The organism is Chelativorans xinjiangensis (assembly GCF_009812055.1).
Lineage (GTDB): Bacteria > Pseudomonadota > Alphaproteobacteria > Rhizobiales > Rhizobiaceae > Chelativorans > Chelativorans xinjiangense.
Genome location: NZ_WQNH01000011.1, coordinates 187,000 through 199,612, shown reverse-complemented (window position 1 = coordinate 199,612; position 12,613 = coordinate 187,000). Strand labels below are relative to the sequence as shown.

Here is a 12,613-nt window from a genome sequence, read left to right as displayed (position 1 = left end):
ATGAGCAGAACATCGAAAACAGCAGCCCTTTCGGCTGCAGCCATATTGGCATCGGGAGTCGTGTTCGCGGCCAACAGCCCGCGCGGCATCCCCGATCCGAACTCGACCACAGCTGGAACCCCATCCGACAAACGGCCGGTCATTACCCCGTCATCCATCTCGTTCGGGGCCTATGATCCTCATGGGGATTTTGGCGAAGATCCCAATTCGACAATCGAACATCTCTTCCTCCCGTGGGAGGACGTGGACCTTTCCACCCTCACCATAGCAGACGAATACGCGTTGGCGCGCGGCCGCTCGCTTCTGATCAGCGTGGAGCCGTGGTCTTGGGATCGCGACTGGCGGGTGTCGTCGGAGGAGCTCTACCGCGGCATTGTGAGTGGCCGCTATGACGCCAATGCGGCAGCGGTCTGCTCGGAGGTGGCGAAACTCAAGAGCCCCGCTACCGTCCGTTTCGCACAGGAAATGGATGAGCAGGACAACCAGTTCACCTGGGCGCAGTGGTCCGGTCCCGAGTATATCAGTGCTTATCGGCGCTTCGTAACCGAGTGCCGCAAGCACTTGGCGAACGCCGAGTTCATGTGGTCGCCAAAGGGTAATGCGGATCTTCAGGACTACTATCCCGGCGACGATGTCGTGGATGTGATCGGCCTGTCCGTCTTCGGCTATCAGCCCTACGACCGGGAGAAGACCGGCCGCGACCAGACGTTCGCGGAGCGTCTGGCGCCCGGCTACAACCTTGTCAAGGACTATGGGAAGGCGATCGTAGTCGCCGAGCTGGGCTATGAGGGTGACCAGGCCTACGTCCGCCAATGGGCGGAGGCAGTCACCAAGCGTCACGCCGAATTCCCGGAACTCACGGCAGTTGTCTACTTCAATGACCGCGAGGTCTATCCGTGGCCGGACGATTTCGGGCTCCCCAACTGGCGGGTTGTCGAGGAATCGACGAACTGATGCACAACAAATCGGAACAGTGGAGTACACCCATGCCTCGTACGGCACTCTTGGCAGCTGCCGTTGTCGCCGGCCTCGCGGCCGGCGCCTTCGGTATCGCGGCGGCCTCGGCCCATCCCAACGAAGCCCAATCGGCGCGGCCGCTCACCAGCAACGAAGTCTACCAGATCTATGCCAACCGCTCGTGGATCTGGAAGGAAGGCGCCGGCTTTTTTGCCGTGAAGAAGCGTGAATTCAGCGCTTGGTCCCGCGAAGGAGGGGCGCCCTCTTACGGCATTGGCCGCTGGTTTATCACATCCCCTGGGAAGCTCTGTTTCAGGGCAGAATGGCGCGCGATGGATGGTTCCGCTCCGGCGGTAACCTGTTTCAGCCACCGTGAAAAAGACGGTGTCATCTATCAGAAGCGCGAGCCGGACGGCGAATGGTACGCCTTCAGGCAGATGCCCGCCAGGATGAGCGACGAATACGCCAAGCTGCGCCATGGCGACTATGTCGTCACCCGCGTGCGCCGGATCGAAGCAAGGCTTGGCAACCGCTAAAGCTTGTTGCCCATCCAGTCCATGGAGCCCGGCGCATCACCGACGGTCACAGGGAGAAGACGGCCGGCCAGCGCTGTCTTCTCCTGCCCCTTGCCGCTTCATCACCGCGCAGAGCGCGTGAAGCATGTGGACGTACGTCCGAAACCGCTCGGCGTGCAGATATACGGCGCGTTGCCAAGATATTGGCTGCTTGCCAGCTTGACAGTGGGCTGCGTTCTGGTCGCTTTGGCCTTTACCGCTTTCTTCACGATCGGCTTGTCGACCGATGCCGGATATGCATATGTTCTAACGGAGTGGAACGAAAGCGTCGTCGCCTCGTCGGAGCCCAGCTTGGAGCATCCGGCCATCGGGATGAGCAAAAATGCAGCTCCCACTATAGAAAGTATACGCTTGGAAACTACATTGTAACTCTTGGATCTATAGTATCTCCTAGATGCATGATTCATCGCAAACTGTCCTCTTTATTGCCTACTGTCGGAATTGATACCTCTTATCCATTAAATAGCTGTGTAAGAAATCCCAAAAGAACGACATTTTCACTGAAAGGGTTCATTAACGGTGTCGGTTTGAAACCCGCCGTGAAAAACAATTGCACGCCCGGGACATTGATACGCAGTGAGCTCGGCTGGGAGGCAGACATGGCCCCGCTTTACCGAGCAAACCTCAACCCGCTGAGTCCCCGCCTGAGAAAAGCGCGAAAGATTCTGGGTGCGACCAACCATCTCGAACTCGATATTATGTACGCTGCGATAACTTTTAGTACGCGGCGCTAACGCCCTATTCCGCCTCATTGGTTAAGATTTGCATGAAGATTTGGTTTGGCGGGGACGCTTACGTCATGTGGCGATTTCTCCCAACCATTACTTGCTGTCAGGGCACCGCCAGGGCCGGTGGGATATCCACCATCAGTGTCATCAAAGGCGTGGAGACACCGGATCGTTCGCGCGATGCCCAAAAAATCCGCATGAGGAGAGGCGGGCTTCGACATGAACACAGTGGCTCTTAATCTTGAAAAGCATTCACGTTTTGGTGCCTGCCGAGAAAGGCGGACGGCTGAAGCCGAATTGTACGCTGGCGCCGACAAGCAGAACGAGCAGGCAAGATGCCTTTTGCTCATAGAAAGCGCGAGGCTCAAACGCGAATGCCTGAGGCAGGCGCTGGTCAGTCACCCGCTTGGCATGGAGGTCGTTGCGGTTGGCTCGATCAAAGAATGGAGAGATGAAGAGGAAACCCATCCCTCACTGGGGGCGATACTCCTAAACATTGGCGAGCAGGATGTGATGGAAAATAGCGTCGCCGAGCAGATCAGAGAACTTTCCTCCGGCTTCCGCTCCGTTCCGGTCGTTGTTCTGGCCGATAGCGATAACCTGGAACAGATATTGAAGGCGCTCGAATATGGTGCGCGCGGCTTCATACCGACATCGGTCGATATCAACGTCTGCATCGAAGCAGTCGCGCTGGCCATGTCGGGCGGAACATTTATTCCTGCCAGCAGCGTGCTGGCCATGCGTCACCTGATCGATGACGGTATGCAAGGAACACAGCATTTATACGCGATGTTCACGCTCCGCGAAAGAGAGGTCGTCGAAGCCATTCGGCGCGGCAAGCAGAACAAGATCATCGCCCACGAGCTCAAAATGTGCGAAAGCACCGTGAAGGTTCATATTCGCAACATCATGAGAAAGCTCAAGGCAACGAATCGGACAGAAGTTGCCTACAAGCTCAGTAAGCTCCTTCCCTGCTGAAGGCTGAGTGATGATGATGAGGAAGGTGGGAGTAGGAGGTACGGATCGGCATCGGTGAGTAACCCCGTTGCTATACGGAACTTCAGTGGCCCACCCACGGTGCGATGGCTTTGGCCAGAAAATCCACGAACGACCTCCACCCTCTGTCCCGGTTGCGAGAATCTTCTCGCGCAGGTCGATTCCGCCGGCCAACCGGCGGTCGGGCCGATTTGTCTCGACCCGCCGCCGCATGCCGTGTTCGCGTTGGCCAAACTCATGCGGCCCTGCTCCTCAACGCCGCAGCAGAGCAGCCACGCTGCTCGCCATCGCCAAACAGAGAACGAGACCTGCCGCAGCGGCGTATGTCCAGGCATATCCAACCTTGTCGATCATCGGCGTTGTGGCAAATGGTGAGACGACCTGCCCGACGAAAACGGATGTCGTGAGAATTCCACCGACGACGCCGCGGCATTGCGCGGGGGCAATCGTGAGAGCCAGCGCGACAAAATTCGGCATCACGAGAGCAAAGCCCAACCCGATCGCAACCGCACCGGCAAGCGTTGCCGCAAACTCCGGTCTTGAAGCTATGCCTGCGAAACCGAGCGCCATTAGCACATATCCGATCGCAAAAACGCCGACCTCGCCGAACCGGCCGCTCGCCCGGTGATAGGCGAGTGCGGCCAGTCCGCCTGCCAGCGTGAGCGCCCCGAGGACCATACCCGTCCCCGACGCGCTGTCGTAACCTCGCGCTTCCAGAAGGAAGGGAACCTGGGTCGGCATAATGAAGAAGAGCGCCGTCGTCCCCATCTGGAGCGCTGCGAGTCCCATCATCGGCCCAAGCCACTTTTCGCCGAGAGATACGAGGGATTGACAGGGCGCCGCAGCGCGGTCGCGCCGAATTGCGGGCTCTGCAATCGCCCTGCAAACCAGCAGCAAAAGCAGAACAGGCAAAGCATAGACCGCGAAGGGCAAACGCGGCGAGGTTGCGGCAAGCCAGCCGGCGAGCGTAATAAATGTGAACCCGCCAAAGTTTCGCGCCGAGACCTGCAGACCCGCAAGGCGTTTTAGAGCGGTACCCTCGTAGTAGTCCCCCAAAAGCGCGGTTTGAGAGGTCATAATCATCGCCACCGCGAGGCCGAGCGCGAGTCTGCTCATCAGGATGGACGTCAGATCGGGAAGGTAGAGGCCGGCACTGCCCGTAATCGCGAACAACAGGATGCCGATTAACAGAAGCCAGCGCCGCCCGAGACGATCCGCCGCCAGCCCGGCGAGCGGAGCGCAGAAAATGAAGGTGAGAGAGGGGGCTGGGACCAGCAGTGTCGTCACAAACCGCGCATTGGGGTGATCGGCGAACAACTCCGAAAGCCCGCCCAAAGCGGGGCTGATCGTGGCGTTGGCCATTGTGGTCAGTGAGGCGGCGAACAGCAGGGCGAGCGCTCGAGGGTCGCGCAACACGGCACCACGATCCACGATCATTTCGGACGACATAGCTTGCTTCCTCTTGCAGATTTCCAGCAGGAAGCGCATGCTACGACTTCAAGTCAACTTTAGGTCAATAGGGAAATCATGAAGGTTATCGACATCGGTGAGATGGCAGCGCAAACGGGCCTGTCGCCATCCGCTCTGCGCTATTACGAGGAGATCGGGCTGATCGCGTCGATTGGACGAAAGGGCCTGCGACGGCAGTTCGATCCCCAGACGATCCTGCAGCTTTCGCTGATCCAGCTTGGCCGGTCAGCCGGGTTCTCGCTGGACGAAATCCGGGGAATGTTCGGTGCCGATGGCCAGCCGGATTTGCCGCGCCCAGAGCTTCGTGCCCGTGCGGACGAGATAGACCGTCAAATTCGCGACCTTACAAAGTTGCGCGAGGCGCTTCGCCATGTCGCGGATTGCCCGGCGCCGTCTCATATGGAATGCCCCACATTCCGCCGCCTGCTGCACATCGGAAACCGCCGCGGGCGGCCCCTGCCCCAATCTCGGGTTGTTCGCGGCCCCGGTCGATCAAAATAACGGGGCCAACACCCTTGTGAGAGCGGGATTGATATCGGCACGGGGGAAAGGTCGATCCCATCTTCATGTCAGCTTGGAGGAGGGACAGCCTTTCTCAGGGCAGTCCGTAATCGAAAAGAACGTCATCCGCTCGTGACGCGGTTGCCCATTAGCGCGATCAGGGGATCGCAGGTTCCACTCCGACCAACTTCATTAAATTTTTACCCGAATCTCCCATTCATGCGCTTTCCCATGAATTGCGTGTGAAGGTTATGACCAAGAAGCTTGCAACTTTCTGTCTCTTGGGCGGCATGCTTGCCGCTACGGCCGGTTGTTCGACGACCGACAAGACAATCGCCGGCGCAGCCGCCGGTGGTGTCGGCGGCGCAGTGGCCGGCAACGCGATCGGCGGAAGCGGGGGCGCCTTGATCGGCGGCATCGGCGGCGCGGTCGCCGGTGGCATGATCGGCCGGAACCTCTAGCGCTCTGCGTGCATTTGGGCGCGCAAAGGGCGCCCCAGGTCTTTGAATCCAATCGGCCCGATTCTCGGGCCGATTCTGTGACACGACGTCACGAAGCGCAGCGCGCCGTACCGTCCTCCTCGACGGCAACCGCCGGACGGGTCGCCTCCGCTTTGGCCATCATCAGGGGCCCTACCCCTTTGGGATCGTCGGCTACCACCGGCTCGGTCAGATAGTAGCCGGCGGTGCCGTCGCGGTAGACGCCGGAATAGCCGCCGAGGCCCGCCACGCGGCAGATGCCGCCGAGGCGAACAATGCCGTCCTCCGACCGTTGCAGTGCCCGCTGCGCCAGCGCCAGAAGGCTTTCCCCGCCGAGCGCGGCAGCGCCGTCGACGAGCCTCAGCCTGCCGGCCTTGATGAGCGCGTATGTCAGCATGGCCGTCGCCGACGTTTCCGCGTAATTGCCGGCAAGGTCGGGCCGGTCGATCACCTGCAGCCACATCGCCTCTCCGGTGCGGAAGGCGGCGATGCGCTTGAGCAGCGCGGCCGCCTCCCCGGCAATGCCCGCCTCGGCCGCGCGCTCCACTCCGATCAATTCGATGATGTCGACCAGCGCCATGGCGAGCCAGCCCAGCGCCCGCGCCCAGTGGGCGGGCGAGCGGCCGGTGTCCGGGTCGGCCCATTGCTGCTTGCGGCTTTCGTCATAGCCGTGGGCATAAAGACCCGTCCTCGCCTCGTGGGTAAGCGAGAGCGCGATCTGCAACTGGAAAAGCGCGTCGTAGACAAGAGTCCCGTCGCCCGTCATGCGGGCGAACTCGATCTGGAAGGGCAGTCCCATATAGAGGCCGTCGAGCCAGATCTGCCGGGGATAGATTTTCTTGTGCCAGTAGACGCCCGACTCGGTCCGCGGATGTCCGGCAAGCTGCCGGGCAAGCAGCCTGGCGGCGGCGGCGTATTTCTCCTCGCCGGTCAGACCGTGAAGATAGATCAGCGCCCTGCCGGACAGGACGTGGTCGATGTTGAATTCGCCGACGGAATAGCCCGCCAATTCTCCCTCGGGCGAGACCTGCGCGTCCACCAGGCGCTTCAAGTGCGCGAGCCATCGCTCCTCACCCGTAGCAAGATGCAGAAGGGCAAGCCCGCGATAGACGCAGCCGTCCTCGTAGCACCACGCTCCCCCCTTGTAGGGCGCGTAGGCCGCGGCATAGGTGTCGAAATACGCCATCATGCCGCGACCACTCCCCCCGTCCTCCCCGGACGCTCCAATCTTTCCCCAAACGCCGCGAAGGCGCGGCAAGGCACGCCGAAAGGAGGAAAAACGGGCGCAGGAGAGATGGGATGGTCCGGGGTCATCGGTGCCATTCGGAAAGAACTTCAGCAGAAAGCGGCGGCGGTGAACCCCGCCGCCGCGGTGGACATCAGAACTTCGCCAGGACGCCGTTCACGCCCTCGATGATTTCCGTGGAGGCATCGGCCGCGGAGATATTGCCGTAGGCGAACTCCTCCAGCGTGTCCTTGAAGATCTCGCGCACCTCGGGGTGCTCGTTGAAAGGCGAGACCGTCGGCCCCTTGGCCTCGATGACGAGCTTGTGTGCTTCCAGCAGCCGCGGGTTGATGGCACCGCCTTCGGCGAGTGTCTCGGCGGCGATCCGGCTCGCCGGTATGCCGCGTGTATCGCCAAGCGCCTCGATGCCCTCGGGTTCGTTCAAAAGGCAGTTGACGATCTGGGCGGCCGCCTCGGGGTTCTTGCTGTTCCTGGAGATGGAGAAGAGCATGGACGGCTTCCGGTACACACCCTCCGTCGCGGCATCTTCGACCGTCAGGAGCCCTACGGGCACGAGCTCGCCGTTTTCGATGGGATCGTTGAACTTCCCATAGGTCGAATCCCATTCATAGGAGCCGGCGATCTTGCCCTCCGACCAGGCAGGCAGCTCGAACAGATCCACGTTGCCGCCCCCCGCGACCGTCTTCCAATCGCGGATGACACCCTTGTCTGCGAGGCTCTGGTTGAACTCGATGCCCTTTTGCAGTTCCTCCGCCGTCCAGGCGACGGTGTTGGTGGCGGGATCGACGAGATCCTTGCCCGTCATCTGCGTCGTCACCAGCGAGACGTTCAGGATGGCGCCCAACCCTTGATCCCCCCCTTGCGCGTCGAAAGGATAGTAGTCCTCGCCCAGCTTTTCCTTGAAGACGGCGGTGGCCTCGATCAATTCGTCCCAGGTGGTGGGCAGCGGAAGTCCGGCTTTGTCGAAGGTGGCTTCGTTGAAGAAGAAGACGCGGCCGGTGGTGGAAACCGGAAGGCCGTTCAGCTTGCCGTTCACGGTGGCACTATCAAGCTGGTCCTCCGACCACTGGCTCAGGTCGATGGTGTCCGAGTACTCGTTCAGGTCCGCAAAGCCGTCGCCTTCGAGCGAGAAGAGCGGCAGCCAGGGCCAGTTGATCTGCATGATGTCGGCCTCTGTGCTGCCGGCAAGCTGCGTGGCCACCTTCTCCTGATGGCCGGTCCAGCCGGTGAATTCCGGCTTGATCGTGTGGCCATGCTTCTCGCCGCAGGCTTTCAGGGCCTCCTGCGTCGCCACATGGCGGCTGTCGCCGCCCCACCAGGACATGCGCAGATCCGCCGCCGAAGCGGAGCCCGCACTGAGGGCCATGATCACGGCCAATGCTGTCGTTGTCTTTCTCATTTCATCCTCCCAAGTTTCTTTCGGGTTCAGGCATTCGCCGAGAGACTGACATTCCTCCCCGTCTCCCGGTCGAAGATGTGGACGGCCGTCTCGCGCGGGATAAGCCGGATGCGGTCGTCACGTATGTCCTCTGGGTGGTACTGCTCGGAGGGCACGACGACGACGAGGCGGATATCGCCGACGTCGACATAGAGGTAGACCTCGTGGCCCATGAACTCGATATGCGAGACGTGGCCTTCCAGAGCGTTCTCCTCGTCGTTTGCCGCAATGCGCAGATGCTGCGGCCTCACGCCGAGAAGCACCTCGCCGCCGCGCACGTCGAGACGATTGCCGACATCTTCGCCGAAAGTGAGCACCTGATCGGCTAGGCGGATGTTGACGCCGCCATTCACGGCGAGCGTACCCTCCATCAGGTTCATCTCCGGGCTGCCGATGAAGCCCGCGACAAAGGCGTTCTCCGGCCGGTTGTAGAGCGTGACGGGATCCGCCACCTGCATGATGCAGCCGTCCTTCATCACGCAGATGCGGTCGCCCATGGTCATGGCCTCGGTCTGGTCGTGGGTGACGTAGACGACGGTCGAGGACTGGCCCTCGCGCTTCAGCCGCTTGTGCAGGTCGGTGATGCGCACGCGCATGGAGGCGCGGAGCTTGGCATCGAGGTTGGACAAGGGCTCGTCGAACAGGAAGACGTCCGGCTTCTTGATCAGCGCCCTTCCCACCGCCACGCGCTGCGCCTGACCGCCCGAAAGCTGCTTCGGCAGCCGGTCGAGCAGCGGATCGATCTCCAGGGTGTTCGCCACCGCCTCGGTAGCATCCTCGATCTCCGGCTTCGGCCGGCGCTTCAGCTTCAGGCCGAACGCCAGGTTGCTGCGCACCTTCATGTGCGGGTAGAGCGCGTAGTTCTGGAACACCATGGACACGCCGCGCTGGCCCGGCGCCAGGTTGTTGACGATCCTGTCGCCGATGCGGATCTCGCCGCCGGTGATGGTCTCGAGCCCGGCGATCATTCTGAGCGTCGTCGACTTGGCGCAGCCGGACGGGCCGACCAGCACCATGAACTCGCCGTCGTCGACGTCGAGGCTGATGCCGTGCACGGCCTTAAAGGAATTGCTGTAGACCTTTTCGAGGTTCCTGATCTGCAGGCGGGCCATGAGCTTAACCTTTCACTCCACCGGTGGAGATGCCTTCGATGAAGTATTTCTGGGCCAGGAAGAACACGGTGAGCGCGGGCACCAGCGCCAGCACCGACATGGCCAGGATGCGGTTCCACTGAAACGCCTCGGTCGTGTCGATCGACAGCTTCAAGGCCAGCGAGATCGGATACTTGTCGACCGAGGAGAGGTAGATGAGCGGCCCGAGGAAGTCGTTCATCGTCCATATGAACTGGAACAGGCACACCGAGATCAGCGCCGGCGCCAGCATGGGCACGACGATATAGATCAGCGTCTGCAGCGTGTTGGCGCCGTCGACGCGCGCCGCCTCCTCCATGTCGCGCGGGATGGCGCGCAGGAACTGGATCAGCATGAAGACGAAGAAGGCGTCGCCCGCAAAGGCCGAAGGCACCCACAGCGGCAGGAAACTGTCGAGCCAGCCGAGGTCGCGGAACAAAAGATATTGCGGGATGCGCGTCACCACATTGGGCAGGAGCAGCGTGGCGATCAGGGTAGCGAAGAGGATGCGCTTTCCCGGAAACTCGAAGCGGGCGAAGCCGTAGGCCACCGCCGCACAGGAGATCGCAGTGCCGATCGTCTTCGGCAGGATGATGAGGAAGGTGTTCCAGAAGAAGGTGGCGAAGGTGTAGGGGGTGGAGGTCCTCCACCCGTCGATATAGCCGTTCAGCGTCGGCTCCGACGGGATGAAGCCGGGATTGGCGAAAATCTCCGAGTTGGTCTTGAAGGAGGCCCCGATCAGCCAGATGAGCGGGTAGAGCATGAGGAAGCCCACCCCCGCCAGCAGTGCATAGCGCACGGCCGAGGAGATGGCGTGCATGCGGCGGCCTTCGGCCAATGTGCGCGCGGAATCGAGCTCGGCGGTGGTGCGGACGGTGATCTCTTCTGCCATCGTCAGCTCCGCTTGTCGCCGGCGTAATAGACCCAGTGCCGCGACGACCAGAAGGCGATCAGCGTCAGCACCATGATGATGGCGAACATTACCCAGGCGATCGCCGAGGCGTACCCCATATGGAACTTCTTGAAGGCCTCCTCGTAGATGTAGAGGGGCAAGAGGTAGGTCGATTTCAGCGGCCCGCCCTCGGTGATGACGTAGGGGCCGTTGAACTCCTGGAAGGCCTGGACCATCTGCATGATCAGGTTGAAGAAGATGACCGGCGTGATCAGCGGCAAGGTGATGTAGACGAAGGTGTGCCACTTGCCGGCGCCGTCGATCGCGGCGGCCTCGTAAAGCGTCTTGTCGATGCTCTGGAGGGCGGCCAGGAAGATCACCATGGCCGAACCGAACTGCCACAGGCGCAACAGCGTGATGGTGAAGAGGGCATTGCCCGGATCGCCGAACCAGTTCACCGGCTCGCCGCCGAAGGCGGTGATCGCCATGTTCACCAGCCCGGCATCGGCGAAGATGTAGCGCCACAGCACCGCCACCGCGATCGATCCGCCGAGGATCGACGGCACGTAATAGGCGGTGCGGAAGAAGTTTATGAATTTCAGCCGGTAGTTCAGGATGTAGGCGATGAAGAGCGCGAAGATCAGCTTCAGCGGCACCGTCATGAACACATAGAGAAGCGTCACCGAGAGCGACTTGCGGAAGGTCCTGTCGCGGGTGAAAAGCTCGGTATAGTTCTCCAGCCCCGACCACTGCGGCGGCCGCATCAGACTGTAGTCGGTGAAGCTCAGATAGAAGGACGCGACGAAGGGGACCGCCGTGAAGATCAGAAGCCCGGCGATATACGGCGCCACATAGGCAAGGCCGAGATATTTGCTGTCGCCGCCCATCAGCCGGCCCGGTTGAGGGAGCCGCCGCCGATAAAGGCTATTGCAGCGCTGCGGGTGTCTGCGAAATCATGCATGTCGATGGCACAAGACGACACCGCCGGCCTGCACTGGCAGACCGATACAGACTCTCGGTATCGTCGATTCCTCCCAGAATGACGTGTTTTTTCGCGCTTGCCGCGACGAATGGAGCCAGTATCCTGCTGCAACAGCCGGTTTGAAATTGACAAATCTGGAAAAAGGGATGGACAAAATCGAAGGCGGTGTGTTGGCGGGGATTCCGGAGAACGCGCTGAAGCTCACCCTGACCCGCTCGACCATCAAGATGCAGCACTCGCGCACCTGGCGCGTCGACAAGTCGAACAGCGTGCATGACCTCGTCATCTGCCTCACCGGCAGCGGCAGCTATATGGTCGATGACGGCGCCTACACGCTGGCGCCCGGCGACGCGATGCTGATCCCGGCGGGCAGCCGCTTCGTCGGCTGGCATGCCTCGGGCGAAGCCTATACCGGGGTCGCCCAGCACTTCACGCTCGACCTCTTCGGCAAGCACGACCTCATCGCGCAGATGCGCATCAATCGGGCCGTGCGTTTCTCGCGCTGGCCGCTCCTGGAGCCGGTGGTGCGCTATTATCACGACATCGCGCCGGCTTCCTCGACGACGCTTATCCAGCACCACCTCTTCATGTTCATCCTCATCGAGTTCCTGGAGGACGCGTTCATCGCCTGGAACGCGCAGCCCGTCAGCGCCGTGGGAAACGCCGACGGCATCTCGCTCGGTATCATGCTGGCGGCAACGCGCATCACAGCCGACCCGCTGGACGAGGACATCGCCGAGCGCGTGGTCGCCGATGCACCCTACAATCCGGACTATTTCAAGCGCGAGTTCCGCCGCCAGATCGGCTGGACGCCGAGGAAGTTCCAGGAATTCAAGCGCATGGAACGGGCGATGAACCTGCTTGCCAGCGGCAACACCGTGGGCGAGACCGCCGCGCTCGTCGGCTATTGCGACGTCTACTATTTCTCACGCATGTTCAAGCGCCACATCGGCACCAGCCCCGCCGGCTACAAGCTGGCGGTGAGGGAGAGCCAGGACGGCAAGTTCCCGCGCGGCGAGGAGGATGGGCAGGTCATCTATCCGCTGGTGGAGAGGGTGGAGTAGGAGCGAACGCTCGCCCGGCTGTCTGGCGCGATCCTAGCCCGCACGTCATCCCGGAAAGCCGAAGGCTTGTCCGGGACCCATTCCGTGACATCGACATTCCGGAATGGGTTCCGGACAGCCTCCGCTATCGCTCCGGCTTCCGGAATGACGCTGCG

Annotated in this window: 12 protein-coding genes; 6 read left to right on the top strand and 6 right to left on the bottom strand. The window is 61.4% G+C overall.

Going from position 1 to position 12,613, the window contains the following annotated elements:
* From GM910_RS10555 to GM910_RS10540, 3 genes are all read left to right on the top strand, one after another.
* Entirely contained in the window at positions 1-954 is a 954-nt protein-coding gene (locus GM910_RS10555; RefSeq protein WP_159587468.1) for a glycoside hydrolase family 26 protein, read from the top strand.
* Complete coding sequence (locus tag GM910_RS10550) at positions 954-1,493, top strand: DUF995 domain-containing protein (protein WP_246225968.1); 540 nt, start codon at positions 954-956, stop codon at positions 1,491-1,493. The genes GM910_RS10555 and GM910_RS10550 overlap by 1 nt, the downstream gene beginning before the upstream one ends.
* 986 nt (positions 1,494-2,479) lie before the next feature.
* The gene (locus GM910_RS10540; RefSeq protein ID WP_159587466.1) at positions 2,480-3,238 is read left to right on the top strand and encodes a LuxR C-terminal-related transcriptional regulator; all 759 of its coding nucleotides are present in this window, start codon (positions 2,480-2,482) and stop codon (positions 3,236-3,238) included.
* 270 nt (positions 3,239-3,508) lie between these two features.
* Here GM910_RS10540 and GM910_RS10535 read toward each other — a convergent pair whose 3' ends face one another.
* A complete protein-coding gene (locus GM910_RS10535) occupies positions 3,509-4,744 on the bottom strand; it encodes an MFS transporter (protein WP_246225966.1) in 1,236 nt (411 codons plus the stop codon).
* Between the two features lie 39 nt (positions 4,745-4,783).
* On the opposite strand from GM910_RS10535, the gene GM910_RS10530 reads away from it, so the two are divergent.
* On the top strand, positions 4,784-5,227 hold the full coding sequence (locus tag GM910_RS10530) for a helix-turn-helix domain-containing protein (RefSeq protein ID WP_159587465.1): 444 nt from the start codon (positions 4,784-4,786) through the stop codon (positions 5,225-5,227).
* 251 nt (positions 5,228-5,478) lie between these two features.
* On the top strand, positions 5,479-5,688 hold the full coding sequence (locus tag GM910_RS10525; RefSeq protein WP_159587464.1) for a glycine zipper 2TM domain-containing protein: 210 nt from the start codon (positions 5,479-5,481) through the stop codon (positions 5,686-5,688).
* A gap of 88 nt (positions 5,689-5,776) precedes the next feature.
* Here the strand turns inward: GM910_RS10525 and GM910_RS10520 are convergent, their stop codons facing one another.
* The 5 genes from GM910_RS10520 to GM910_RS10500 form a co-directional block, all read right to left on the bottom strand.
* On the bottom strand, positions 5,777-6,895 hold the full coding sequence (locus GM910_RS10520; protein WP_159587463.1) for a glycoside hydrolase family 88/105 protein: 1,119 nt from the start codon (positions 6,893-6,895) through the stop codon (positions 5,777-5,779).
* Between the two features lie 190 nt (positions 6,896-7,085).
* Positions 7,086-8,351, bottom strand: a complete 1,266-nt coding sequence (locus GM910_RS10515) for an ABC transporter substrate-binding protein (RefSeq protein WP_159587462.1) — start codon at positions 8,349-8,351, stop codon at positions 7,086-7,088.
* A gap of 26 nt (positions 8,352-8,377) precedes the next feature.
* A complete protein-coding gene (locus GM910_RS10510) occupies positions 8,378-9,502 on the bottom strand; it encodes an ABC transporter ATP-binding protein (RefSeq protein WP_159587461.1) in 1,125 nt (374 codons plus the stop codon).
* Positions 9,503-9,506: 4 nt separating this feature from the next.
* Positions 9,507-10,340, bottom strand: coding sequence for a carbohydrate ABC transporter permease (locus GM910_RS10505; protein WP_246225985.1), 834 nt, complete (start codon positions 10,338-10,340; stop codon positions 9,507-9,509).
* Positions 10,341-10,414: 74 nt separating this feature from the next.
* Positions 10,415-11,299 carry a carbohydrate ABC transporter permease gene (locus GM910_RS10500; protein WP_159587459.1) on the bottom strand — a complete coding sequence of 295 codons (885 nt, stop codon included), beginning with the start codon at positions 11,297-11,299 and terminating at the stop codon, positions 10,415-10,417.
* Between the two features lie 241 nt (positions 11,300-11,540).
* Between GM910_RS10500 and GM910_RS10495 the strand changes: the two genes are divergently transcribed.
* Positions 11,541-12,458 (top strand): AraC family transcriptional regulator, encoded by a 918-nt coding sequence (locus GM910_RS10495; RefSeq protein WP_159587458.1) that lies wholly within the window; start codon positions 11,541-11,543, stop codon positions 12,456-12,458.
* The last annotated feature ends 155 nt before the right edge of the window (positions 12,459-12,613 follow it).